We start from the raw sequence: 24,272 nt of genomic DNA on the forward strand, positions 1-24,272 counted from the left end.
GCTGACCGCAGGCTACGATCCCGCGCGGCGCTCGGGCTCACGCCGTGAAAGGCCAGCCGTGAAAGCAACCGTGATCCCCTCCGCGGCGGCCGCCGGCCGTCTCTATGCGGCCGGTGGGGTCTGCCTCGCCGTCATGCCGCTGGCGATGGTGCTGGCCAACCGCTCGAGCCCGCTCGTCATCGGGCTGGCGGCGCTGGCCTTTCTGGCGGGGCGCACGGTCGAGGACCGGGCCGGTACGGCCCAGAGGCTCCTTGCACCGTTGACGAGGCCGCTCGCGTGGGCGGCGCTCGCCTTCCTGGCCTGGAGCCTCCTCTCGCTGGCCTGGAGCCCGTTCCCGGCCGCGTCCCTCCGGGTGGGGGGCGAGTTCCTGCCGACACTCGTGGCCGCGTACATGCTGGCGTGCCTCGCACCCGGCCGGATCCCGGCTTTCGCACCGCGCCTCGGGGCGGTCGCGATCGCGGCCGCCGGCCTGCTGATCGCCGTGGATCTCGCCCTCGATCTCGTTTTGGAGCGGGCCTTGGGGCATCGGGCCGCAGCCTTCGTGCACAACCGGCCGGTGCTGACCCTCGATCTCGTGGCCGGCCCGGTCGCGCTGGTCCTCTGGCGGCAGCGCGACCGCGGCTTGGCGGCAGGGGCGCTGGTGTTCGCGGCGCTCGGTGTCCTGCGCTCCATCAGCGGCGCCGCGCAACTGGGCCTGCTCGCCGGTGCGGCGATGTTCGCAGCCGGCCGCCTGCTGCCCCGACGCGCCGGCATCGGCCTCGCCGGCCTCGGCCTCGGCCTCGCGGTGGCGCTGGCCCCGGTCGAGGGCGATCTTCTCGCCCGGACCATGCCGGAGGCGGCCCATGAGCGCCTCGTGCAATCCTCCTCCCGGGCACGGGTCGCCATCGCGCGCAGCTTCGGGGCGGCCGTGGCGGCCGATCCCTGGCGCGGCGCCGGCTTCGGCACCAGCGCGCGCTTTTCCGAGACGCCCGTCGCGCAGGCGCTGCCTGACGAGATGCGGGTGCTCCTCGGCGTCGGGCACCCGCACAACAGCTTCCTTCAGGTCTGGGCCGAGCTGGGCCTGCCCGGTGCGGTCCTCGCGGCGCTGACCCTGATGCTGATGCTCGCCCGCATCGCCCGGCTGGACCAGCCGGACCGCGCGACCGCGCTCGGCCTCGTCGCCTGCGCGACGGCGATCGCCTTCGTGGAGCATAACGGCTGGGCGGCGTGGTGGACGGCGGGCCTCGGCGCTGCCATCTCGTGGTTGCGCGAGGCATCCCGGCCGCGCGCCGAGACGACCTCCCGGATGGACGATCCCGCATGAGCGATTTCGACGTCGACCTCTTCGTCATCGGCGGCGGTTCGGGGGGCGTGCGCGCGGCGCGAATCGCGGCGGGCTACGGCGCCAAAGTGATGCTGGCCGAGGAATACCGGGTCGGCGGCACCTGCGTGATTCGCGGCTGCGTCCCGAAGAAGCTGATGGTCTATGCGGGCCGCTTCGCCGACGAGTTCGAGGACGCTGCCGGCTTCGGCTGGACGGTGGAGAAGCCGCGCTTCGATTGGGCGAAGCTCAAGCAGCGCCGCGACGCCGAGGTGACCCGGCTTGAAGGCATCTACGACGCCAACCTGATTCGGGCCGGGGTCGAGATCGTCCCCGAGCGGGCGGTGATCGAGGGTCCGCACACGGTGCGCCTGCTCAAGTCCGGCCGGACCGTCCGGGCGGAGCGCATTCTCGTGGCGGTCGGCGCGCATCCGGTGAAGGAGCCGGCGGTGCCCGGCATCGAACTCGCGATCACCTCGAACGAGGTGTTCGAGCTGGAGAACCTGCCCGAACGGATCCTGGTCATCGGCGGCGGCTACATCGCGGTGGAGTTCGCCGGCGTGTTCGCGGCGCTCGGCAGCGCCACGACCCTGCTGCACCGGGGTGACAAGCTGCTGCGCGGCTTCGACGACGAGGTGCGCGACGCCCTCGCGGAGGCCTATGCCCACCGGATGGACCTGCGGCTCGGCCGCACCCTGACGGGCATCGAGCGACGGGACGGCGCCCTCTGCGCCCGCCTCGATGACGGCAGCGAGATCCGCGTCGATCAGGTGCTCGTCGCCACGGGCCGGCGGCCCAACGTGGTGGGTCTCGGCCTCGACCGGGTCGGCATCGAATGCGACGCCGCCGGGGCGATCCCGGTGGACGCCTATTCGCAGACCAAGGTGCCGTCGATCTACGCGGTGGGCGACGTGACCAACCGCGCGAACCTGACCCCCGTGGCGATCCGCGAGGGCCATGCCTTCGCCGACACGGTCTATGGCGGCAAGCCGGCCTGCGTCGATCACCACCTGATCCCGACGGCCGTGTTCTCGACCCCGGAGATCGGGGTCGTCGGCCACAGCGAAGCGGCCGCCCGGGAGGTCTGCGGCAAGATCGACGTCTACAAGGCGCGCTTCCGCCCGATGAAGGCGACGCTCTCCGGGCGGGACGAGCGGATCCTGATGAAGGTGATCGTCGCGTGCGCCACCGACCGGGTGGTGGGCGTCCACATCTTCGGCCACGATGCCGGCGAGGTCATCCAGGCGGTGGGCATCGCCGTGACCATGGGCGCCACCAAGGCCGATTTCGACCGGACCATCGCGGTCCATCCGACGGCCGCCGAGGAACTCGTGACCATGCGGGTCCCGGAGGTGACGAAGCATCCGGTCGGCGTCGGATAAGGACGCCGCAGGCTCCAGACCTCGACGCCAAGCCCGACCGAGCCATATCAGGGGCATGGGCAAGCAGGGCGCAGGCAACGGACGAGGGGGCGACGACGCGCATGCGCGGCGGCAGGCCATCATCGACGGCCTTTTGGCGGACGCGCTCCGCCCGGTCTTCCACCGTCCGCCGAGCCACGATGCGCTGCCGCCCGACATCCGCCGGGCCATCGACCAGCTGCTCGCCAAGGCTGAGACACAGCGCCGCCGCTGCTTGACCTACGACGACCTCGAAGAGGCCTTGCCGCCCCGGGACGTCTCGGCGGAGGATCTGGAGGCGATCTTCTGGATCCTGGCCGAGCACGGGATCGAGGTCGAGGACGGCGAGGCCTGAGCGACGGGCGCGCCTGCCCCTCACAATCCGGCACTCGCAACCGCGCGGGAACCTCTCTATAAGCCGCGCTTCGCGCGTAATGCGCGGTCGCACGAAGAGGTGCGCGGAGAGAGGCCATGGGCGAGCGTTGGACACCGAAGAGCTGGAGACATCTGCCGATCGAGCAGGTCCCCTCCTATCCGGACGTGACCGCCCTGGGTGCCGTCGAGTCGCAGATCGCGAGCTTTCCGCCGCTGGTTTTTGCCGGTGAGGCCCGCAAGCTGAAGGCGGCGCTCGGACGCGTCGCCGCGGGCGAAGCCTTCCTCCTCCAGGGCGGCGACTGCGCCGAGAGCTTCGACGAGCACTCCGCCGACAACATCCGCGATTTCTTCCGGGTGTTCCTGCAGATGGCGATGGTGCTGACCTTCGCGGGCGGTTCGCCCGTGGTGAAGGTCGGTCGCATCGCCGGGCAGTTCGCCAAGCCCCGCTCCTCGCCGACCGAGACGCTGGAGGGCGTGAGCCTGCCGAGCTACCGCGGCGACATCATCAACGGCATCGGCTTCTCGGAGGAGTCGCGGGTGCCGGATCCGCGCCGTCAGCTCGAAGCCTACCGGCAATCGGCCGCGACGCTGAATCTGCTGCGCGCCTTCGCGACCGGCGGTTACGCGAACCTCGAGAACGCGCATCGCTGGATGCTGGGCTTCGTGAAGGATTCGCCGCAATCCTCGCGCTACCAGGACGTGGCGGGCCGGATGACCGACGCGCTCGACTTCATGCGGGCGATCGGCATCAACCCGGAGACCCATCCGGAGGTGCGGACCACCGACTTCTACACCAGCCACGAGGCCCTGCTGCTCGGCTACGAGGAGGCGCTGACCCGCGTCGACTCGACCACGGGCGACTGGTACGCGACCTCCGGCCACATGCTGTGGATCGGCGACCGCACCCGCCAGCCGGACCATGCGCACGTGGAATACGCCCGCGGCATCAAGAATCCGATCGGCCTCAAGTGCGGCCCGTCCATGAAGGCTGAAGGGCTGATCCGGCTGATCGACCTGCTCAATCCGGAGAACGAGCCGGGCCGCTTGAGCCTGATCTGCCGGTTCGGCGCCGACAAGGTGGGCGACCATCTGCCGGCGCTGATCCGCGCGGTCGAGCGGGAAGGGCGGAAGGTCGTGTGGATCTGCGATCCGATGCACGGCAACACGATCCCGGCCGGCCGCTACAAGACGCGACCGTTCGAGCGGGTGATGCAGGAGATCGAGGGCTTCTTCGGCGTCCACCGGGCCGAGGGCACCATCGCGGGCGGCATCCACCTGGAGATGACCGGCAAGGACGTGACCGAGTGCACGGGCGGCGCCCGCGCGCTCACGGCCGACGACCTGCAGGACCGCTACCACACCTACTGCGACCCGCGCCTCAACGCGGAGCAGGCGCTGGAGGTGGCGTTCCGCACGGCCGAGCTGGTGAAGGCCGAGCGCAGCCACGTGGAGCGCCCGCGCCTCGACGCGGCGGAGTAGGGCAGGGGGCGCAGGGCCACTCCCTCTCCCTGTGCGCTAGAAACTTTGCCCGTCAGAGGTGAGGCCCGCACGGACCGCGTCGTCCGTGAGGGGAGCGGAGGCGAAGCCTGAGCGACGGTGAGGGGGCGATTCCGGAAGTGACTCGTTCAAATTCGCCCCCTGACCTTCGGCTGCCGCCTCGCTCCAGCGACAACAGGGTCGCCGGAGACCCCCCCGCAAAGGGGGCGAGGGGTTGACTGCCGCGCTCGCCGGCGCAGCGTAACGAGTAGAGATCTTCAGGCCTGTTTGCGGGCGGAGAATGCGTGTGGCAGTGCCGCTCACGCGATCGCCCGGCTGGCTCCGTTCCAGCGGTTGATCACCGCGGCGACATCCGAGACGGGCACGGGGCGGCTGAACAGGTAGCCCTGCACCTCGTCACAGCCTTCGGCCCGGAGCTGGGCGAGCTGCGCCTCGGTTTCGACGCCTTCCGCCGTTGTGGTCATGCCGAGGCTGGCGCCGAGGCCGATCACCGCGCGCACGATGAAGTCGGTGCCGTTCTTGATGCACAGGTCGCGCACGAAGGACTGGTCGATCTTGATCTTGTCGAACGGGAAGCTGCGGAGGTAGCTGAGCGACGAGTAGCCGGTTCCGAAATCGTCCATCGCGACCCGGACGCCCAGCGCCTTCAGGCTGTGCAGGATCGCGGTGGTGGCCCCGGGATTGGCCACCAGCACCGACTCGGTGATCTCGAGCTCCAGGCGCCGGCCGGGCAGGCCGGTCCGGCGCAGCGCCTCCCGCACCACGTTGATCAGGCTCGCCGAGGTGAACTGGACGGCCGAGACATTGACGGCGACTTTGAGGCCATCCGGCCAGCGGGCGGCCTCCTCGCAGGCGCGGCGCAGGACCCATTCGCCGAGCGGCACGATCAGGCCCAGCTCCTCGGCGATCGGGATGAACTCGGCCGGGGAGATGAAGCCGCGCACCGGGTGATTCCAGCGCAGCAGGGCCTCGAAGCCGCAGATCCGGTCGGCGTCGAGACTGTAGATCGGCTGGTAATAGACCTCGAACGATTCCCGGGCGAGCGCCTCACGGAGGTCCCGCTCCAGGATCCGTCGGGCCTGCAGGCGGGCATCCATCTCGGGCTCGAAGAACCGGAACGAGCCCCGCGCCTCGGACTTGCCGCGGTCGAGGGCGACCTCGGCGTTCTTCAGGAGCTTCTCGCAGCTCGTCCCGTCGCTCGGCGCGAGGGTGATGCCGATGGTCAGACCGACGCTGATCTCGTGGCTGCTGAGGCTGTAGGGCGCACCCACCACTTCGATGATCCGCCGCGCCAGGACAGCGGCGTCCTCCGGCCGATCGATCCCACGCTGGATCACGATGAACTCGTCGGCGCCGAGCCGGGCGACGCAATCGATCTCGCGCACGCAGGCGGTCAGCCGGTTGGCCACGGCGGCGAGCAGCTCGTCGCCGACCCCGTGGCCCAGGGTCTCGTTCACCGGACGGAAATCATCGAGATCGATGGCGAAGACCGCGAAACCGTAATCGCGGCCCGCCTGCGCCATCGCCATCTCGATCTGCTGGCCGAGGGCGATGCGGTTCGGCAGCCCGGTGAGCATGTCGTGATGCGCCAGGAAGGCGATGCGCGCCTCGGCCTGCCGCCGCTCCGTGACGTCCTCGTAGGTGGCGACGAAGCCGCCGTCGGCGGTCTTGCGCCGCTCGATCGCCACGATGCGGCCGTTGCACAGCTCCTGGAAATGCGTGTGCCAGACGCCGCCGTAGAAGGCCTCGCGCTGTTCGCGCAGCAGGGTCTCGATATCGCAGCCCGGGTGGTTGCCGGCCATCAGGCTGGCATTCATCACCTCGACGGCGCTCATGCCAGGGGTCACCGCGCCGGGAGACAGACCGTAGATCTCGGTGTAGCGCCGGTTCACCACCATCAGGCGGTCCTGCGCGTCGTAGAGGCACAGACCCTGGGACATGTTGTCGAGGGCCGCGTCGAGGCGGAGGTTGGTCTCGGTCAGCCGATCCTCCTGCTCCTTGAGCAGGCTGATGTCGCTGCACACCGCGATGAAGCCGCCCTGCTGGGTGGCGCTGCGGCTCACCCGTAGCCACCGGCCGTCCGCCAACCGGATATCGCCATCACGGGCGAGCGCCCGGGAGCAATCGACGAAGGCACCGGTCTCCGTCGCCTCCGTGCTCCCCCACAGGGAGACGCAGGACTCGATCGCCTCGCCCAGCCCGTTGAAGAAGCGCTGGGCCTGGGCGTTGGCCAGCGCGATCCGTCCCGCCGCATCGACCACGACGACGGCCTCGCGCGAGCTCTGGAGCGCGTCGGTGACCAGCGCCTCGGCGCGGCGCCGCTGGCTGACCTCCCGGGCCATCATGGCCTGGATGTTGTCGCGCATGGCCGCCATGGAGCGAAGCAGGCTGCCGAGTTCATCGCGCCCGCCCGCCGGGATCCGGTCGTCGAGTCGGCCGCTGGCGATGTGCTCGGCGGCCGCCGAGGCCGCGGCGAGGGGCCCGGTGATGCGGCGGTTGAGCAGCCACGCGACGAGCGCGCAGGCGACGATCGCCAGCACCGTCGCGATCGCGTTCACGTGCATCTCGCGGGCGACGAGGGTCCGCGCCGCCTGCCGGAACGTGAAGCCGTCGCCGGCCGTGTAGTTGACGAGCAGATCGATCTGGTTGTCGACCACGCTGGCCTGCTGATCCAGCGCATCCCAGCGCTCCGGCCGGGCGGTGGCGGGATCGAGCGTGCGCCGCATCTCCTCCCAGGCACTGACGGCCGCCTGGACCGATCCGGCGGTGCGCACCGCCCGATCGGATTGCGAGCGCTCGACCGCGATCGTCAGATCCTCGGCGAGCGTCGTCGACAGGTCTTCGATCTCGGCATTCAGCTTGGCCGTCTCGGCGCCGTTGTGGATATGCATCCGGCGGGCGAAGGCCGCGCGCATCTTGGCAAAGTCGGCCGCCGTCGCCCGGGCGTAATTGATGGACATCAGCGACTCGTCGTAGGTCCGATTGACCAGAGTGCCGACATGCGAGATCGCGATCACCGCGTAGAGGCCGAGCGCGCCGGAGAGCAGACTCATGCTCAGGAAGGCGACGAAGATCCGGCCGCGAATGGTGGTGAAGAAGCCCGAGAGGCCGCGCGCCGCAACCAACGGCTTCCGCGCGCTCCTCTCCACCGTCGCCGTCTCGGGGTCTTCCATCGCATCGGCCGCCGCGCCACAGGTTCGACCATCTGTAGTTGCGACATGTTAAGAGGGGCTTAGCTCGTGGATCGATCAATTCGATTTAACTTCACGGTCGAAACAGGTCGTACTCCGAATGATCGATGCCAATGCGATCGAACTTCGGCTTTCGATGAATGATTTTTCAATGAAGTCCGTGCGACCCTGATCCTCGCAACCTGAGTGATCACATGTTCGCTTCCGTATCCCGCATCGCCGCGACCCTGCGGTTGCCGATATCGGTCCCCGTCGTGCTGGCCCTGGCGCTCGGTGCAGCCTGTGGCCTGCTGGTGACCCAGCAAATCCAGGCCTCCGGCATCGCCGTCTCCCAGAAAGGCCGGATGTTCCACCCCGACAACCTGTCGGTCGCCCGGGGCGAGGTCGTGACCTTCGTCAACGACGACAGCGACCTGCTGCATCATGTCTTCGTCGAATCGGAGACATTCAACTTCGATTCCGGCGATCAGGAACCGGGCAGCCGCACGCCGATCACCTTCACCGAGCGCGGGACGTTCCAAGTGCTGTGCGGCATCCACCCGAAGATGAAGCTCGTCGTCCGCGTGAATTGAGGCTGCTCGAGCCGTTGCCGACCGCGTTGCGCGCGGGACGCGAGAGAGCCCGATAGCAGAATGATCCCATCCAACCCCCGCATTTTGAGGCGTGGCGGAGCCGCCTCGAAGGCGGGCTCCAGGGATCGCAGGGCCATCTGAAGGACACCTTCAAGGCTTCCGCTGCGCCCCGGCACTCAGGATGAGGGCGAGGGTTGGAAGACCGATCAGAGGCTTTCCGGTCGTGGACCGTAATGCGACGCCACTAGAATTCGCTCTGGGATCTTCTCAATCGTTCAGCGCTGGGCCGAACGCATCGGTGCCGGCGGCGGCGCCGTGAGGCGTTCGATCGCCTGACCGTCCCGGAGGTCCGGCGGCGGGCTGTAGATGATCCGGCTGTCGGCCGAGAGGCCGGATTCCAGCTCCAGGGTGCGTCCCAGGTCCCGCCGGACCTTGATGGTCCGCCACGTCACCCGGTCGTCGTCGCCGACCTGCGCGACCTGGAGACCCTTCGCGTTGAAGATCGTCGCCTCCGCGGGCACCGAGACCCCGGGCTCCGTGCGCGGGATCTTCAGGGTCACGTAGGCGTAGAGCCCGGCCCGCAATTGCCGATTGGGATTGGGCACATCCACCTGGGTCGTGAGCGTGCGCGAGGCGGCGTTCAGGGCGACCGAGCTGCGCTCCACGAAGCCGTCGAAGCTCTTGCCCGGGATCTGCGGCACGGTGATCACCGCCTTCACCCCCGGCTTGACGCCAACTGCGTCGTTCTGCGGGACGTTCACGGTGATGCGCAGGATGCTGTCCTGATCGATGCTCAGGAGCGGTGTGCCGCCATTGTCGGCCCGGACGAGGTCGCCGACGTCGACGTTGCGGGTCGTGACGACGCCGTCGAAGGGCGCCACGACGCGCTCGAATGCGGCGAGCGCCTTCAGGCGATCGACCACAGCGTCCTGCGACTTGATGTTGGCGGTCGCGACCTTCACGCCGGCTTCCGCGGCCGCCAGCGTCGCGGCCTGCGACAGGACGCCGGCCTGCGCGGTGTCTGCGTTCTGCCGGGAGGCCCAGCCCTGCGTCGCGAGCGTCGTGGTCCGGTTGTTGGTGAGATTGGCCAGATTGACGCTGGCACGGGCCTGCTCGACCTGCGCCTGTGCCTGCAGGAGCTGCGCCTTCAGCTGACCGACCTGCGCCTCGGCCTGGGCAAGCTGCTGATCAAGGTCCGGGGCCGCGATCCGCAGGAGGAGGTCGCCGGCCTTGACCCGCGAGCCGATATCGACGCGGCGCTCGGCGATGTAGCCGGTGGCCCGGGCGGCGATCGCCGCCGTGGTGAAGGCCTGCATCTCACCCGGCAGAACCAGATCGAGCGGCCCCTCGGAACGCTCCGCCGTCACGGTCCGTACCTGCGGCACCAGGGTCTTGATCCGCTCCAGCGTCGCGCTCGCCTCGGCGTCCCGCTGCCAGTGGCCGTAGGCGCCCCAGGCGATCAGCCCCGCACCGACGAGAGCGACGAGCAGGAATGGCGTGATGCCGGGGGGCGGGGGGACGTCCTGCGCCGCGTCGTGCGCCTTCATTCGGTCGGCTCTCCGCCCCGGCCCCCGCCCGGCTACGGCGAAGGTAGCGGCTCAAACCCGTCCCGACCAGAGCGGGTATTGGCCGCATCAACCGCCATGATCGCGCGGGGCCGCGAGGCGCGCGCGTCCGCTCAGACGCTTATGCAGGTGGACCATGAGGGCAATCCCGAACAGGGGCGTCAGCAGGTTCAGGATCGGCACCACCATCATCGCCGAGAGCAGGCAGCCGGCGCTGAGCGTCCGGACCGAAAAGGCGCGGCGCATGGCGGCGGCCTCGGGCAACGGCCTGAACCGGGCGGCCGCCATCTCGAAATATTCCCGGGCGAGCAGATAGGCATTGGCGCTGAAGAAGGCCGCGATCCCGATCACCGGCACGAAGAAGATCACGAGCGCCGCGAGGTTGACCAGCAGCGTCACCCCGGCGAACCGGACCGCGTAGAACATCGCGGTGCCGAGCGGCATCGCTTGGCCCGGCGGGTCGTTCGGAAAATCGGTGCGCTCGACGATCGCGGCCGCGTCGTCGAGGAAGAAGCCCGCCACGAGGATCGAGATCGCCGGCATCAGATAGGCGAGCGCTACGAACAGACCGAAGCCCGCGAGGTAGTAGGCGAGGGTGTCGAGGATCGGGTACTGGGACGAGATGTGATGACTCGCCTGGAACGCCTGGACCAGCCGGGTCAGGCCGAGCCAGACCAGGACCAGGAGCCCGAAGGTCAGGCCCAGCGATTTCCAGAGGATCGCCCGAAGGGGCGGCGAGAAGGTCTGGCGCAACGCTGCCGCGGCGGACTCGACGAGCATCGGGAGTATTCCGGTCGACGCCGGTCGCGGCGCGGGCGCGTTGTGAAGCGGGGCGGCCGGCGGCGCAAGGCTGCCCGTGCCGCAGGGCCGGCGACGACAGGGTCGGTGAGGGGACAAGGAGCACGCGTGCGGGACGCAACACGAGAGTTCTCTGCTCCGCGAAGTGCGGATCCTCCCTTGCGCCCCGCCTACAGGCCCCGGCTTGCGCCTCTCCCCGAGGCGCCAGAGGTCCTGATCATCGGGGCCGGTGCGGCGGGCATCGGCGCGGCCCGGACGCTTGCGGCCCAGGGTGTCTCGGTCGCGGTGCTGGAGGCGCGCGACCGGGTCGGTGGGCGCGCGCTGACGGTGAGCCTGCGCGGCCACGCCCTCGATCTCGGCGCCCACTGGCTCCATGCCGGGCCGATCAACCCCCTGGTGGCCCTGGGCCGCGCACGCGGCGAACGACTGCGCCGGGCGCCGCAGGACAGCCATGTCTGGGTCGGACGCCGCCCCGGGCGCCCCGACGAGGTCCGTGCCAATGCCCGCGCCTTCGCGCGCGCGGATCGGACGATGACCGGGGGTGCCGCGCGACCCGGGAAGGATCGTCCCGCCGCGCGCGCGCTGCCGCCGGGGCTCGGGCCCTGGGGCTCACGGGTGGCGCAGGTCCACGGACTCGTCTCCGGCCGGCCGCTCGACGAGGTCTCGCTCCACGACTTTCCCAGCATGGAGTACAGCGACAACTTCTTCCTGGCGGACGGTTACGGGAACTATCTGGCCCGCCTCGCCGACGGGCTGCCGGTGGCGCTGGAGACCGCGGTGACGCGGATCGACTGGTCGGGTGGCCGCGTCCGGGTCGAGAGCGCCGGTGGCGCGGTCTATCGGGCGCGGGCGCTGATCGTGACCATCCCCATGATGGTGCTGCGCGACGGCCCGGCCTTCTCGCCGCCGCTGCCGAACGCCGTCCGCGCCGCCATCGACGGCTTCTCCACCGGGATCTACGAGCACGCGGTGCTGCACTGGCCGTCGAGCCCGTTCCGTGGGCGCGACCGTCTGGCCGCGGTCCACGGCCGGCGCCGCACACCGCCGGGCCTGCTGACCCGCATCGACGGAACGCCGTTCCACTACTACGAACTCGACCTGCACGAGGCTGCGGCCCTGGATGCGGCCGGGTCCGGGGCGGACGGCGTGCGCCGGCACGTCCGGGCAGTGCTGGGCGACCTGTTCGGACACCATCGTCTGCGCGACCTGAGCATCCCGGCGGTCAGCGCGTGGCGGCACGATCCCTGGTCACGGGGATCCTGGGCCGTGGTCCCGCCCGGCCACGCGCCGGCACGGCGATACCTCCACGAATCGGTGGGTGGCACGGTCTGGTTCGCGGGGGAAGCCCTGTCGCGCGAGCAATGGGGCACGGTCGGGGGGGCCTATGCCGAGGGCACGCGCACCGCGGAGGCGGTCGCCCGGCATCTCGGCGCGGGGTCAGCCTGACGCGCGCAACCCGGCCGGAAGCCCGCCAGACGTCTTGCCGAGGCCCGGCAGGACGGGCATCCCCCGGCCATAAACGGCTTGGGGGCGACCATGGATTGGATCGAGGCGATCGGTTACCTCGGCACGGCACTGACGATCTCGGCCACCGCCATGAGCACGATGATCCCGCTGCGGATCATCTCGCTCTGCGCGAGCTGCGTGGTGATCACCTACGGGAGCATGATCGGCAGCATGCCGGTGGTGCTCACCGAGCTGATCCAGATGCCGTTCAATGCTTACCGGCTCTGGCAGATGCTGCGCCTCGTCCGCGACGTCGAGACGGCCGCCGACAACGACCTCTCCCTCGAATGGCTGCGCCCGTTCGGGTCGCGGCGGCCGTTCGGCATCGGCGAGGTGGTGTTTCGCAAGGGCGATACAGCCGACGAGATGTACTACGTCGAGAGCGGCGTGTTCCGGATCCCCGAAGTCGGGATCGAGGTCCGCGCGGGCGGGATCGTGGGCGAGCTGGGCCTGCTGTCCCCCGGCAACGCCCGCACGGCCTCGCTGGTCTGCGTCGAGGCCGGACACGCCCTCTGCGTGTCCTATTCGGACGTCAAGCAGCTCTACTACCAGAATCCGGAATTCGGGTTCTACTTCCTGCGGCTGACCAGCGAGCGCCTGTTCCAGGGCGTGCAGGGCATGGCCAAGCCGCAGGTGGTGGCCGGCGACGCGCTCTGACGGTGCGCCGTCAGAGCATGCTGGGCAGGATCCGATCCGGCGGCCGGTGGCCGTCCATGAAGGTCTTGATGTTGATGATGACCTTCTCGCCCATGTCGATGCGGCTCTCGTAGGTCGCCGAGCCCATATGGGGCAACAGGACCACCTTGCCCTGGCGGGCGAGCTTCACGAGGCGCGGGCTCACGGCGGGTTCCTGCTCGAACACGTCGAGGCCGGCGGCCGAAATCTCGCCGCCCTCGATCAGACGCGCCAGGGCGTTCTCGTCGATCACCTCGCCGCGGGCGGTGTTCACCACCACGGCCTCGGGCTTGAGCAGCTTGAGCCGGCGCGCCGAGAGCAGATGATAGGTCGCGGGCGTGTGCGGACAGTTCACCGACACGATGTCGACCCGCGCCAGCATCTGGTCAAGCGATTCCCAGTAGGTCGCGTCGAGCGCGCTCTCGATCGCGGCCGGCACCCGGCGCCGGTTGTGATAGTGGACCTGCAGGCCGAAGGCCCGGGCGCGCTTGGCGAGCGCCTGGCCGATGCGGCCCATGCCAACGATTCCCAGCCGCTTGCCGGTGATGCGGCGCCCGAGCATCCAGGTCGGTGACCAGCCCGTGGTCCACTCGTCGTCCGGGATGATCCGCGCGCCCTCGGTGATCCGGCGGGCCACCGCGAGGATCAGCGCCATGGTCATGTCGGCGGTGTCCTCGGTCAGCACGCCGGGCGTGTTGGTGACCGTGATGCCGCGCTCCAGCGCCGCCGCCACGTCGATATGGTCGACGCCGTTGCCGAAATTGGCGATCAGCCGCAGGTTCGGCCCGGCCTGGGCGATCAGCCCGGCATCGATCTCGTCGGTGACGGTGGGGACCAGAACATCGGCCTCGCGCAGGGCGTTGGCCATCGCGTCGGTCGCCATGGGCGCATCGTCGGAACTGAGGCGGACGTCGAACAGCTCGCGCATCCGCGTCTCGACGGCATCCGGCAGCCGCCGCGTCACGACCACCAGCGGCTTGCGCTTCGACACGTCTCTCTCCCCGTCAGCTCTGCGGCCCTGGCGCTCGGTGGGACTTCCCCGCGCAAGCGTCCGTTAACCGAATTCGGCCAGACAGGACCGGTCGCGCGGCGCCGGTTCCGGAGCCTGTCCCGGTCCTCTGGACTCTCTACCAGAGGTGGGCCGGAACACAATCGGATGCCGGCACGGCCCACACGCCGATAAGGCCTCGCTTTCGACAAGCCCGTTTCCGACCATCGGCCCGACCGGACAGGGAGATGACCATGCGCGTGTTACGCCTCGGCCTCGCGGTGGCGGCGCTGCTGGCGGGCAGCCCCGCGCTTGAAGCGCTGGCGGCCCCCGCCGCCCCGATCGAAACCGGTATCGGCCCGGTGACCAAGCTGCCGTTGCCGCGCTATGCCAGTCTGAAGACCGATCGCGTCAACCTGCGCGAGGGGCCCTCCAAGGATCACCGCACCCTTTGGGTGTTCCAGCGCGCCGGCCTGCCGGTCGAGATCGTCGGCGAGTTCGAGAACTGGCGCCGGATCCGCGATTCGGAGGGAACCGAGGGCTGGGTCCTGCACTCGCTGCTCTCGGGACGGCGGACGGCGATCGTCAACGCGGGCCCCGACAGGGGCATCGAGAAGGCGGCCATCTCGCTGCGCGCCAAGGCCGATGATGGCGCCGACGACGAGGCCAAGCTCCAGACCGGCGTGATCGGCAGCGTGAAGAGCTGCACCGGCACGTGGTGCCGCCTGATCGTGGCGCTTCCGAACAAGCGGGATGTCGACGGCTACATCCGCCAGAACCGGCTCTGGGGCGTCTACCCGAACGAGGTCGTGGAGTAGAAATCCGCACAGAGCCGACGCACGCGGAGGCTGTATCGTTCGCCGCGCTTGCGATGGCCGGGCTTTAAACCCCTCGCCCCGCCTGCGGGGAGAGGGGGAGTGCGCGTTTCACGCCCCGAGATTGAACGCTGGTCGCGCAATGAAGAAAGGCCCGGACAATGCCGGGCCTCGTCGATAGGTTTGCGGTTTGGGCCGCCGGTTCAGCCCTGACGGCGCGCGTTCGGCCGGGTGCGACGCAGGCGGACGATCACCTCGACGCCGGCGATCTCCATGCCCTCGGGCGCCTCGGGGAGCGAATCGACCGTGATGCCGCAATCGGGCATGTCGATCACCTGGCTCTCGTCCTCCAGGTAGAAGTGGTGGTGCTCACTCGGGTTCGTGTCGAAATACGCCTTCGACCCGTCGAGCGCGAGCTGGCGCAGCAGCCCGGCCTCGGTGAACTGATGCAGGGTGTTGTAGACCGTCGCCAGGGAGACCGGCACCTTGGCGCGCATCGCCTCGTCGTAGAGCATCTCGGCGGTCAGATGGCGGTCACCCCGGCCGAACAGGAGCCAGCCCAGGGACAGGCGCTGCCGCGTCGGCCGCAGGCCGGCCCGGCGCAGACGGTCGCGCAGGTCGGAGAGGGGGCAGCCGCGGCGCGGAGTCCCGTTTGCCTCCAGCTGAGGCATCGGGACCCGCCCGTTGAAGACGGCCTGAAATGGCACCGGTTCGGACATCGCTGGACTGAACGCTCGACGAGGGGCCTGACGAAGATTCCACTCAGTATATGGAACTGGCCATGTGGTCGCAACCCGAGCGTCGCCGCACCGCACAGGCCCGGCCGGCGGACGATGGCTTTGAACGCGCACCGCCCCGTGCTAACCCGCGCGCCAGAGCAGGGTGAGGATCGTCACCCGACCGTTTGCCGGCGCCCGCGCGTTTCGGTCCGCCCGCACGCAATCGCATCCGAAATCCGAGGAAACAGCCCACGCAATGCCGTCAGACGCCGACACCTCTGCGCCGAACGCGAGCCGCCGCTCGCATTATTCCTACGAGGATCTCCTGGCCTGCGGGCGGGGCGAACTCTTCGGAGCCGGAAACGCGCAGCTGCCCCTGCCGCCGATGCTGATGTTCGATCGGATCACGTCGATCGCCACCGACGGGGGCGCCCACGGCAAGGGCCATGTGACCGCGGAACTCGACATCCGCCCGGACCTTTGGTTCTTCTCCTGCCATTTCCAGGGCGACCCCGTGATGCCCGGCTGCCTGGGGCTCGACGCCCTGTGGCAGATGCTCGGCTTCCATCTCGGCTGGCTGGGCTCGCCCGGCCGCGGCCGGGCGCTGGGCGTCGGCGAGGTGAAGCTCGCCGGCCAAGTGCTGCCCACGATGAGGCGGGTCGTCTACAATGTCGACGTCAAGCGCGTCCGGCAGGGCAAGCTCGTGCTCGGGATCGGCGACGGCTGGCTGGAAGCGGACGGCGAACGGGTCTACCAGGTCCAGGACATGCGCGTCGGCCTGTTCCAGAGCTGAAGACGCCGTTTCGACGGCGCGCTCGCAAGCTCGGCTGCAACGCCGGACGGTTTCGGCGGTTGAGATTGTGGCCGCGTCATCTTAGCTGACCGGGACGCGGCGCGGACGAGCGACGCCGCGACGGAGGTATCGTCACCATCATGCGCCGTGTCGTCATCACCGGGATGGGCATCGTCTCGTCCATCGGCAACAACACGCAAGAGGTGCTGGCCTCCCTGCGCGAAGCCCGCTCGGGCATCGCGCGCGACGCCAGCTACGCCGAGCATGGCTTCCGCAGCCAAGTCTCCGGCGCGCCGAGCCTCGATCCGGAGGGCGTGGTGGACCGGCGCGCCATGCGCTTCCACGGCGGCGGCACCGCTTGGAACCACGTCGCCATGGATCAGGCGATCGCCGATGCGGGGCTGGAGGCGGGCGATATCTCGAACGCCCGTACCGGCATCATCATGGGCTCGGGCGGTCCCTCGACCCGGGTGATCGTGGATGCCGCCGCGACGGCCCGCGACAAGGGCCCGAAGCGCATCGGCCCGTTCGCGGTGCCCAAGGCGATGTCGTCGACCGCCTCGGCGACCCTCGCCACGTGGTTCAAGATCCGCGGCGTGAACTACTCGATCTCGTCGGCCTGCGCGACGTCGAACCATTGCATCGGCAACGCCGCCGAGATCATCCAGGGCGGCCGGCAGGACATCATCTTCGCGGGCGGCTGCGAGGATCTCGATTGGACCCTCTCGGTGCTGTTCGACGCCATGGGCGCCATGTCGTCGAAATACAACGACACCCCGGCCCGGGCCTCGCGCGCCTACGATGCGAACCGCGACGGCTTCGTGATCGCGGGCGGCGCGGGCGTCCTCGTGCTGGAGGAGCTAGAGCACGCCAAGGCGCGCGGCGCGCGGATCTACGGCGAGATCGCCGGCTATGGCGCGACCTCGGACGGGCACGACATGGTGGCGCCGTCGGGCGAGGGCGCGATGCGCTGCATGCGTCAGGCGATCGAGGGGCTCAAGGGCGCGCGGATCGACTACATCAACCCGCACGCGACTTCGACGCCGGTGGGCGACGAGAAGGAGATCGAGGCGATTCGCGAGGTGTTCGGCCGGGGCGAGGCCTGCCCGCCGATCGCCGCCACGAAGTCGCTGACCGGCCATTCCCTGGGTGCCACCGGCGTTCAGGAGGCGATCTACAGCCTCCTGATGATGAACAACGGCTTCATCTGCGAGAGCGCGCATATCGATGAGCTCGATCCGGCCTTCGCCGACATGCCGATCCTGCGGAAGCGCCGGGACGATGCCAAGCTTGGCCACGTGCTGACGAATTCCTTCGGGTTCGGCGGCACCAACGCGACGCTGGTGTTGAAGCACGTTGACGCCTGACCGGGCCTGCCGGAACCCCTCAGGCGCGGTCGGCGTTTACCGGGCGTTGAGATTTGGTGGGGGCCATGGGGACATTTCTCCTCGGAACGCTGAGCGGATTGATGATCGCCGGATGCGCGGCGATCTACGCCAAACAGGCGCTGCTCGAAGACGCCAGAGCGCAGACCGACGGCCACTTCTGACGCGGTCTGCAGAAATCTGAGTGCCCCGCCGTGAGGTGGGGCTTTTTTTATTCGCCGCGAAGCGTCGGCACGTTTGGAGCGTGGGGCGAGGCGCGCTAAGGCACCCTGTCGCGGTTCGGTCGAGCGCATCGCGACCCGGCCCGGCCGTCCGGGCGCGGCGGGCTCGTTCAGGATAAGGTCGGCATGACGGGTTTGATGGCGGGCAGGCGCGGCCTGATCATGGGTGTCGCCAACGATCACTCGATCGCCTGGGGCATTGCCAAGGCCCTGCATGCCGAGGGCGCCCAACTCGCCTTCACGTATCAGGGCGAGGCGCTGGGCCGGCGTGTGACGCCTCTGGCCGCCCAGCTCGATTCGGACATCGTCCTGCCCTGCGACGTCGAGGATCTGCGCTCGGTGGACGCCACCTTCGAGGCGCTCGACGCGCGGTTCGACGGCGGGCTCGACTTCGTGGTCCACGCCATCGGCTTCTCCGACAAGGCGCAGCTGAAGGGCCGCTACGTCGACGTCACCACGCGCGAGAATTTCGTGCGCACGATGACGATCTCGTGCTTCTCCTTCACGGAGATCGCCCAGCGCGCGGCCAAGCGGATGAAGCCGGGCGGCTCCCTGCTGACGCTCACCTACGGTGGCGCGACGCGTGTCATGCCGAACTACAACGTGATGGGCGTGGCCAAGGCGGCGCTTGAAGCGTCGGTGCGCTACCTCGCCGGCGACCTGGGTCCCGATGGGATCCGCGTGAACGCCCTTTCGGCCGGCCCGATGCGCACGCTGGCCGGCGCCGGGATCGCCGACGCGCGGCTGATGTTCAACCACCAGCGCGCCCATGCCCCGCTGCGGCGCACGGTTAGCCTGGAGGATGTCGGCGGCTCGGCCCTCTACCTGCTGTCGCCGCTGTCCGGTGGCGTCACCGGCGAGGTCCACTTCGTAGATGCCGGCTACAACATCATCTCGATGCCACGCCCGGACGTGCTCCAGGCACAGGATGCGGCCGGCGTCGTCGGCGATTCCTGATCCACGTCACTCCTCGGGGATGCGCCCCGGCGGCAGCGGCGCGGAATGCGTCCCGCGCTCGCCGCGGCCGGCGCGCCGTTGGCGCTCGGCCCGAATGTCATCGGCCGTGGGCGGCGCCGACGGATAGTTCGACGCGAAGGGATTGGGCGGCGCCCCCCGCGAGGAACCGCCGAACAGCTTGTCGAAGAAGCCGTCCTCGGCGCTGGCCGGTCGCGCCGCCAGCAGGAGCGTCAGGGCGAGGATCGTTCTGAGCTGCATGTTCGTCGTGGCGCCAATGGGATCCGACGGCCTTAGCGGCACTTTCCGGCGGATCGGAGGCCGATGCGAGAACACGCCTGGAACCGTGGCGCATCCGGCGGGTTCGCGCTCAACGAGAACGGGCGCGTACAGGAGGCGTAATGTCTGAGGTTACCTATCGCATCGTCGAGCATGACGGCGGCTTCGCCTACAAGGTCGGCGACGTCTTCTCCGAGACCTTCCCGAGCCGGGAGGAGGCGCTGCAGGCGGCTCAGGCGGCGGCGGCCGAGCAGCAGGTGCCGGGCTCGACGGAGGGGATCCGCTACCAGGATCAGGCCGGCGGCTGGCACGACGAGACCGCCCAGGGTAGCGACCGGCCGCGCGCCAAGGTCGTCGAGTAGATCTCGGCGGGGCGGCGTGCGGATTCGCGCACATCGACAGGAGCGGTCGTGGCGCGAACGCGTGCGGTGAAGGGCAACGCCCCGTCAACAAAGGCGCCGTCAGCCAAGGTGCCGTCGAAGACGCCGTCGACGAAGGCACCGGCTCTCCCAAAGGGCGCGCGGCGCACCACGCCGTCGCCCGAGACGCTCGCGGCGCTCGGAACCGACCGGCTGATCGGCCTCATCCTCGGCGAGACGGCGCGCAACGCCGGCTTCAAGAAGCTCGTGACGGCGGCGCTGGCCTCGCTCCAAGGTCCGGAGGCCGTCGCGGCGATCATCGACCGGCGCTTGACGGCGCTCGAAGGGGCCGAGAGCTACATCGACTGGCAGCGGCGCCGGGCCTTCGCGGCCGATCTCACCGCCCTCGTCACGATCATCCTCGATGAATTGCGCCCGCTCGATCCCGCGGCGGCCCTCGACCGTCTCCGCCGGTTCCTCGACGATGCCGACGCGGTGCTGGACCGGGTCGACGACGGGAACGGCGCGATCCAGGGTATCTTCGACCGCGCCGCCGCGGGGTTCGTCGAGATCGCGGGCGCATTACCGCCCGTTGCTGCAGCCGGCGTCGCCTTGAGTCTCGTAGGTCCCTTCACGGATGATCCGTCGGGGCCGCTCGGTGCGCTCCTGAGCGAGATGGTCTCGGTGCTCGCGGTGGACGCCCTTGCGGAGATCGATAGTCGCCTCGCCGAGGCGGCAAGGCGCTCCGAGGCCGACCGGAACAGGCGCACGCACTCTGCCCGCTACCGCCTCGACAATCGCAGCGCGATCCTGCGCCTGCGACAGGCCATCGCCGACCGCCGGGGCGACCCGGACGCCTACTTGGCCCTCGAGAGCGAGATCGACCCCGGGGCCGAGAACCAAGCGGAGATCGCCCGGCGCCTGCTCGGCGCGGGCCGCGCGCAGGACGCCCTGGATTGGATCCGGCGCAAGCAGGATCCCGACAAACGCCGGGCGACGACGCGGGAAGACCTGATCGCTTTCTTCGATCCGCGGATCCCCGAGCGCGAGCGGCTGGTCGTGGAAATCGACATCCTCGACGCGCTCGACCGGGGCGCGGAGGCGCAGGATCTGCGCTGGAAGCGATTCGAGCAGGAGCTCGATGCGCCGATGCTGCGGGGCTTCCTCGCCAAGCTGCCGGATTTCGAGGACGAGGAGGCGCTCCACCGCGCCCTCGACCATGCCGCCGCCTTCCCCGATCACCACCGGGCGCTCGCCTTCCTGACGGCGTGGCCGGATTTGCGCCGTGCCGCACGGCTGGTGACCGATCGGCCGGCGATCTGGGATGGAAGCCTGCGCTACGCCATCCTGGCACCGGCCGCCGAGGTTCTGGCCCAGGACCATCCCCTGGCCGCCGTCATCCTGTACCGGCGGCTGATCGACGGGATCCTCGATTACGGCCGCAGCCCGGCTTACCCGCACGCGGCGCGCTACCTCGCGGAACTCGACGGCTTGGCGCCACGGCTCGATGTCGATGCGATCGCGCCGGATGCCGAAGGTTACCGCGCGAAGCTTCGGCAGCAGCACGGACGCAAGTCCGGCTTCTGGTCCCTGGTTCGAACCTGAGCCCCGCGGCGATCAGTCCGTCACGTCGATGGCGTCGACCCGATCCGGATAGAACGCCACACAGTCGCGGATCGCCGCGACCGCGGGATAGGGCGCTTCGTAGCTCCAGACCGCGTCGGGCCGCCGCGTTCCAGCCACGTCGAGATCGAAATAGCGCGCATCGCCCTTGTAGGGGCAGTGGCTGGTTCGCGCCGACGGCTTGAAGAACGCGGCGTGCGTGTCGCGGCGGGGCACGTAGAAGACAGGCGGGTAGCTTGCCTCCTCCAGCCGCAGGGCGTCGCGCGTCTCCGCTACGACGGTGCCGGCCACCACGACGCGGACGCGGCGCGGCTCCGGCGTGATGGTGATGGGGTGATCGGGTCCGGGTATCTTCATGGCGATCCTGGTTCCTCCGGCTTCAGCTCGATCGTTCCGAGGGCATCGGCCAGGCGCGATTTGGCGCTGCCCGGCCGCAACGGCTTCTGCTGACTGGCGTGCGGCACCCAGCCCGAGAGCCACAGCACCTCGAAAGTCGCGCGCACGCGCCCGTCCGGATCCGAGAAGCGCTCCGCGTAGATCTGGGCGGCACGCAACAGGGTGGCACGCCGCAGGGGCGTGCGCCGCCGCTCGGTCAGGGCGTTGGTCATGCCCATGGCGCGCAGGTCGCGCATCAGGCTGAAAGGATCCGCGTAGCGCACCGTCAGCATGTCGGTGTCGGCCACCGGGAGCGCGAAGCCCGCCCGCTGCAGCAGGGCACCCGCCTCGCGAACGGCCGCGAAGGGCGCCACCCGGGGGCTGATGCCGCCCTCGATCTCGCTCTCGGCCTGCCCGAAGCTCTGGCGCAGCTCAGTGAGGGTGGCGCCGCCGAGCAGGCATCCGACGAACAGACCGTCCGGCCGCAGGGCGCGGCGGAGCTGGATCAAGGTACCCGGGAGGTCGTTCACGCCGTGCAGGGCGAGCAGCGAGACGGCGAGGTCGAGGCTTTCGGGCGCCAGCGGCAGCAATTCCGGATCGCCGACGATCCGGTCGCCGCCTGTCTCGGGCAGCGGTGCGAGCCGGATATGTTGCGCCTGCGGATAGCGGCGTCCGAGGATCGGTGCGGCGACCGGGATCGGCGTGGCGAGATCCAGCACAGTCGAGAAGCTGCGCAGCACGGCGCCCAGCCGGTCGTCCAGATCCTCGGCAAGCCGGTCGAAGAGGAAGCCGGCGTAGCCGCTCCGGACGGCCCGGGCGAGCCGCAGCCGGGCGATGGCCGTATCGAACAGGGTGGCGGAGGAATCCATCCCGCGCAGATGGCGCACACGACGGCTTCCCGCCAGCACCCCGAGGGCATGATGCCGCCGCGCATGCACGGATTCGTGAGGTACGCTGGAGGGCCGGAACGACTCGGCAGTCGCGCTGTTGCTGCTCCAGCTGGCCGTATGGCCGAGATTGATCGGGAGAAGTCACCATGAAGCGCACCCTCCTCGGAGCCACAATCGCCCTCGCCGCCCTCACCGCCGCGGGCGGCGCCGAGGCCAAGGGCTGCATCAAGGGCGCGATCGTCGGCGGCATCGCCGGCCATTACGCCGGGCATCACGGCCTCGTCGGCGCCGCCGCCGGCTGCGCCATCGGCCGCCACCGGGCCAATGCCCGCGCCCGTCAGATGGATCAGCAGCAGATGGGGCCGCAGGCGCGGCCCGTCTCGGCCCAGTAAGTTCGGCTGACCGAGCCACGGTCAGGATGACGGCGATCCAAACGGTCGCCGCGGCCCTGCGCGGGATTCCGCGCGGGGCTTTGTCGTTGATCTACCCGCCGACCTGCTCGGGCTGCGGTGCGGCGACGGCCGATCCCGGCGCCCTGTGCCCGAACTGCTGGTCCGGCCTGCGCCTGATCGAAGAGCCGGTCTGCCCGCGATACGGAACCCCCTTCGCGGTCGATCTCGGCATCGGCCCGCTGCTCTCGCCCCGGGCCATCGCCGACCCGCCCGTCTTCGACCGCTGCCGGGCCGTGGCACTCTATGACGGGGAGGCGCGGCGCTTGATCCACCGCCTCAAATACGAGGACCGCCTCGATCTCGCAAAGGTCATGGCCCGGATGATGAGCGCGAGCGGGCGCGCCCTGATCGCCGAGGCCGAGTGCCTCGTGCCGGTTCCGCTCCACCGCGCCCGCCTCTGGCGCCGCCGATTCAACCAAGCCGCCTTGCTGGGTCGGACGATCGCCGCGGCCGCGGCGCTCCCGTTTGTCCCGACTGCGCTCGAACGGATTCGGCCGACACGCTCGCAGGTCGGGCTGAGTCGTGCCGCCCGGGCCGAGAACCTGCGCGGCGCCTTCCGTGTGCCGCCCGCCGAAGCCGCTCGAATCCGCGGACGCCGGGTCCTGCTCGTCGATGACGTCACCACGACCGGCGCCACCGGCAACGCCGCCGCCCGGGCACTCCTGCGCGGTGGGGCGGCCTCCGTCGATCTCCTGACCTTCGCGCTGGTGGGCGATCCGATCGGCTGAGCGACGTGGTCTCAGGCCGCGGTGCCGGATCCGGACCGGTTCGGGAAGCTGACCGCCAGGCTGAAATCGAACGCCTCGGCGATGCCCTCGTACCAGAGCGAGAACGGCGTGGGGCTCTCCAGATGGAGGGCGCCGTCGATCTCGCTGCCGGCATGCTGGAGGGCGGCCCCATGCTTCGCCGCGAGCCGAAGCATCGGCCCGTTCCCGGACAGGCAGCGCACGTGCAGATCGACCACGCCGCGGTGGCGCGCCGCCCGGGCGATCCGCGCGAACAGGTCGGCCCCGAGCCCGCGGCGGCGGAAGGCACGCTCCACCGCGAAGGCAGCCTCGGCCTGCGGGCCCAGCATGTAGCGGGACGGGCACGGCCCCATCGGCCGCAATTCGCCGAGCCCGCGAAGCACGCGGTCCACGAAGGCGCCGTACATGAGACCGTCCGAGGTGACGGCCTGCGCGGCATAGGCCCGCACGCCCGCCTCGCTGACATTGCCCATGAAGCGGCTCGCCCGGGTCTCGGGATCCAGGCGGAGGAAGTAGTCGAGCACCGCATCGCGGTCCGCCGGCCACAACCGCCTCACGGTGCGGACCGGTTCGTCGCGCGCTAAAACGGCCATGTTGGGTCTCCGGTCTGAGCGCTCGCGCGCAGAAATTCCGGACGTCCCTCCCAAGAATCATCGGGGATTTCGCATCCCCCCGGCAGTTGTGCAATGCAGCAAAGTGCGGGGTCGGCCATGCGTGCCGCCACCAAGCGCGGACCCGCCGATCCTTGTAATCGCCCCGTCGCTGTCACGACCGGATCCGCGCCCCGGACTTGA

Annotated in this window: 24 protein-coding genes; 15 read left to right on the forward strand and 9 right to left on the reverse strand. The window is 69.9% G+C overall.

All coding sequences use genetic code 11. From position 1 onward, the window contains the following. Positions 1 to 133 precede the first annotated feature (133 nt). The 4 genes from AAHG09_RS20960 to AAHG09_RS20975 all read left to right on the forward strand — a co-directional run bounded on the left by AAHG09_RS20960 (position 134) and on the right by AAHG09_RS20975 (position 4,554). Positions 134 to 1,303 carry an O-antigen ligase family protein gene (locus tag AAHG09_RS20960; protein ID WP_342109530.1) on the forward strand — a complete coding sequence of 390 codons (1,170 nt, stop codon included), beginning with the start codon at positions 134 to 136 and terminating at the stop codon, positions 1,301 to 1,303. Further along, positions 1,300 to 2,682: a glutathione-disulfide reductase gene (gene gor / locus AAHG09_RS20965; protein ID WP_342109433.1), complete on the forward strand. Its 1,383-nt coding sequence runs from the start codon at positions 1,300 to 1,302 to the stop codon at positions 2,680 to 2,682. The genes AAHG09_RS20960 and gor overlap by 4 nt, the downstream gene beginning before the upstream one ends. Positions 2,683 to 2,737: 55 nt before the next feature. After that, positions 2,738 to 3,055: an RNA polymerase sigma factor region1.1 domain-containing protein gene (locus AAHG09_RS20970; protein WP_342109434.1), complete on the forward strand. Its 318-nt coding sequence runs from the start codon at positions 2,738 to 2,740 to the stop codon at positions 3,053 to 3,055. A gap of 116 nt (positions 3,056 to 3,171) precedes the next feature. Then, positions 3,172 to 4,554: a class II 3-deoxy-7-phosphoheptulonate synthase gene (locus tag AAHG09_RS20975; RefSeq protein ID WP_342109435.1), complete on the forward strand. Its 1,383-nt coding sequence runs from the start codon at positions 3,172 to 3,174 to the stop codon at positions 4,552 to 4,554. A gap of 317 nt (positions 4,555 to 4,871) precedes the next feature. Here AAHG09_RS20975 and AAHG09_RS20980 read toward each other — a convergent pair whose 3' ends face one another. After that, entirely contained in the window at positions 4,872 to 7,745 is a 2,874-nt protein-coding gene (locus AAHG09_RS20980; protein ID WP_342109436.1) for an EAL domain-containing protein, read from the reverse strand. A 272-nt stretch (positions 7,746 to 8,017) separates the two neighbouring features. Between AAHG09_RS20980 and AAHG09_RS20985 the strand changes: the two genes are divergently transcribed. Beyond that, positions 8,018 to 8,335, forward strand: a complete 318-nt coding sequence (locus AAHG09_RS20985; RefSeq protein ID WP_342109437.1) for a cupredoxin domain-containing protein — start codon at positions 8,018 to 8,020, stop codon at positions 8,333 to 8,335. Positions 8,336 to 8,610: 275 nt separating this feature from the next. On the opposite strand, the gene AAHG09_RS20990 is transcribed toward AAHG09_RS20985, so the two are convergent. Continuing rightward, complete coding sequence (locus AAHG09_RS20990) at positions 8,611 to 9,882, reverse strand: efflux RND transporter periplasmic adaptor subunit (protein WP_342109438.1); 1,272 nt, start codon at positions 9,880 to 9,882, stop codon at positions 8,611 to 8,613. Between the two features lie 87 nt (positions 9,883 to 9,969). Then, positions 9,970 to 10,680: a sulfate transporter family protein gene (locus tag AAHG09_RS20995; protein ID WP_342109439.1), complete on the reverse strand. Its 711-nt coding sequence runs from the start codon at positions 10,678 to 10,680 to the stop codon at positions 9,970 to 9,972. 177 nt (positions 10,681 to 10,857) lie between these two features. Between AAHG09_RS20995 and AAHG09_RS21000 the strand changes: the two genes are divergently transcribed. Both AAHG09_RS21000 and AAHG09_RS21005 read left to right on the forward strand, forming a co-directional pair. Then, positions 10,858 to 12,144: a flavin monoamine oxidase family protein gene (locus AAHG09_RS21000; protein ID WP_342109440.1), complete on the forward strand. Its 1,287-nt coding sequence runs from the start codon at positions 10,858 to 10,860 to the stop codon at positions 12,142 to 12,144. A gap of 90 nt (positions 12,145 to 12,234) precedes the next feature. Further along, positions 12,235 to 12,861, forward strand: a complete 627-nt coding sequence (locus AAHG09_RS21005; protein ID WP_342109441.1) for a Crp/Fnr family transcriptional regulator — start codon at positions 12,235 to 12,237, stop codon at positions 12,859 to 12,861. Positions 12,862 to 12,871: 10 nt separating this feature from the next. Here AAHG09_RS21005 and AAHG09_RS21010 read toward each other — a convergent pair whose 3' ends face one another. After that, positions 12,872 to 13,870 (reverse strand): 2-hydroxyacid dehydrogenase, encoded by a 999-nt coding sequence (locus AAHG09_RS21010; RefSeq protein WP_342109442.1) that lies wholly within the window; start codon positions 13,868 to 13,870, stop codon positions 12,872 to 12,874. A 251-nt stretch (positions 13,871 to 14,121) separates the two neighbouring features. Between AAHG09_RS21010 and AAHG09_RS21015 the strand changes: the two genes are divergently transcribed. After that, positions 14,122 to 14,685, forward strand: coding sequence for an SH3 domain-containing protein (locus tag AAHG09_RS21015; protein WP_342109443.1), 564 nt, complete (start codon positions 14,122 to 14,124; stop codon positions 14,683 to 14,685). Positions 14,686 to 14,885: 200 nt separating this feature from the next. Here the strand turns inward: AAHG09_RS21015 and irr are convergent, their stop codons facing one another. Beyond that, a complete protein-coding gene (irr, locus tag AAHG09_RS21020; protein ID WP_342109444.1) occupies positions 14,886 to 15,401 on the reverse strand; it encodes a Fur family transcriptional regulator Irr in 516 nt (171 codons plus the stop codon). A gap of 256 nt (positions 15,402 to 15,657) precedes the next feature. On the opposite strand from irr, the gene fabA reads away from it, so the two are divergent. The 3 genes from fabA to fabI all read left to right on the forward strand — a co-directional run bounded on the left by fabA (position 15,658) and on the right by fabI (position 18,757). Continuing rightward, positions 15,658 to 16,194 carry a bifunctional 3-hydroxydecanoyl-ACP dehydratase/trans-2-decenoyl-ACP isomerase gene (fabA, locus tag AAHG09_RS21025; protein WP_342109445.1) on the forward strand — a complete coding sequence of 179 codons (537 nt, stop codon included), beginning with the start codon at positions 15,658 to 15,660 and terminating at the stop codon, positions 16,192 to 16,194. Between the two features lie 140 nt (positions 16,195 to 16,334). Then, on the forward strand, positions 16,335 to 17,561 hold the full coding sequence (gene fabB, locus AAHG09_RS21030) for a beta-ketoacyl-ACP synthase I (RefSeq protein WP_342109446.1): 1,227 nt from the start codon (positions 16,335 to 16,337) through the stop codon (positions 17,559 to 17,561). Positions 17,562 to 17,926: 365 nt separating this feature from the next. Then, complete coding sequence (gene fabI, locus AAHG09_RS21035; protein WP_342109447.1) at positions 17,927 to 18,757, forward strand: enoyl-ACP reductase FabI; 831 nt, start codon at positions 17,927 to 17,929, stop codon at positions 18,755 to 18,757. 6 nt (positions 18,758 to 18,763) lie between these two features. Here the strand turns inward: fabI and AAHG09_RS21040 are convergent, their stop codons facing one another. Further along, positions 18,764 to 19,015, reverse strand: a complete 252-nt coding sequence (locus AAHG09_RS21040; RefSeq protein WP_342109448.1) for a hypothetical protein — start codon at positions 19,013 to 19,015, stop codon at positions 18,764 to 18,766. 140 nt (positions 19,016 to 19,155) lie between these two features. On the opposite strand from AAHG09_RS21040, the gene AAHG09_RS21045 reads away from it, so the two are divergent. Both AAHG09_RS21045 and AAHG09_RS21050 read left to right on the forward strand, forming a co-directional pair. Then, entirely contained in the window at positions 19,156 to 19,395 is a 240-nt protein-coding gene (locus AAHG09_RS21045; protein ID WP_243996681.1) for a hypothetical protein, read from the forward strand. 108 nt (positions 19,396 to 19,503) lie between these two features. After that, positions 19,504 to 20,997, forward strand: a complete 1,494-nt coding sequence (locus tag AAHG09_RS21050) for a DUF6880 family protein (RefSeq protein WP_342109531.1) — start codon at positions 19,504 to 19,506, stop codon at positions 20,995 to 20,997. A 12-nt stretch (positions 20,998 to 21,009) separates the two neighbouring features. On the opposite strand, the gene AAHG09_RS21055 is transcribed toward AAHG09_RS21050, so the two are convergent. Both AAHG09_RS21055 and AAHG09_RS21060 read right to left on the reverse strand, forming a co-directional pair. Continuing rightward, on the reverse strand, positions 21,010 to 21,372 hold the full coding sequence (locus AAHG09_RS21055; RefSeq protein ID WP_342109449.1) for a DUF427 domain-containing protein: 363 nt from the start codon (positions 21,370 to 21,372) through the stop codon (positions 21,010 to 21,012). Next, a complete protein-coding gene (locus AAHG09_RS21060) occupies positions 21,369 to 22,259 on the reverse strand; it encodes a methyltransferase domain-containing protein (protein ID WP_342109532.1) in 891 nt (296 codons plus the stop codon). The genes AAHG09_RS21055 and AAHG09_RS21060 overlap by 4 nt, the downstream gene beginning before the upstream one ends. A gap of 167 nt (positions 22,260 to 22,426) precedes the next feature. Between AAHG09_RS21060 and AAHG09_RS21065 the strand changes: the two genes are divergently transcribed. Continuing rightward, entirely contained in the window at positions 22,427 to 22,672 is a 246-nt protein-coding gene (locus tag AAHG09_RS21065) for a hypothetical protein (protein ID WP_342109450.1), read from the forward strand. Between the two features lie 26 nt (positions 22,673 to 22,698). Next, entirely contained in the window at positions 22,699 to 23,460 is a 762-nt protein-coding gene (locus tag AAHG09_RS21070; protein ID WP_342109451.1) for a ComF family protein, read from the forward strand. A gap of 11 nt (positions 23,461 to 23,471) precedes the next feature. On the opposite strand, the gene AAHG09_RS21075 is transcribed toward AAHG09_RS21070, so the two are convergent. Next, positions 23,472 to 24,071, reverse strand: a complete 600-nt coding sequence (locus AAHG09_RS21075; protein ID WP_342109452.1) for a GNAT family N-acetyltransferase — start codon at positions 24,069 to 24,071, stop codon at positions 23,472 to 23,474. Between the last annotated feature and the right edge of the window lie 201 nt (positions 24,072 to 24,272).

It is taken from the genome of Methylobacterium guangdongense (assembly GCF_038442355.1).
Lineage (GTDB): Bacteria > Pseudomonadota > Alphaproteobacteria > Rhizobiales > Beijerinckiaceae > Methylobacterium > Methylobacterium guangdongense.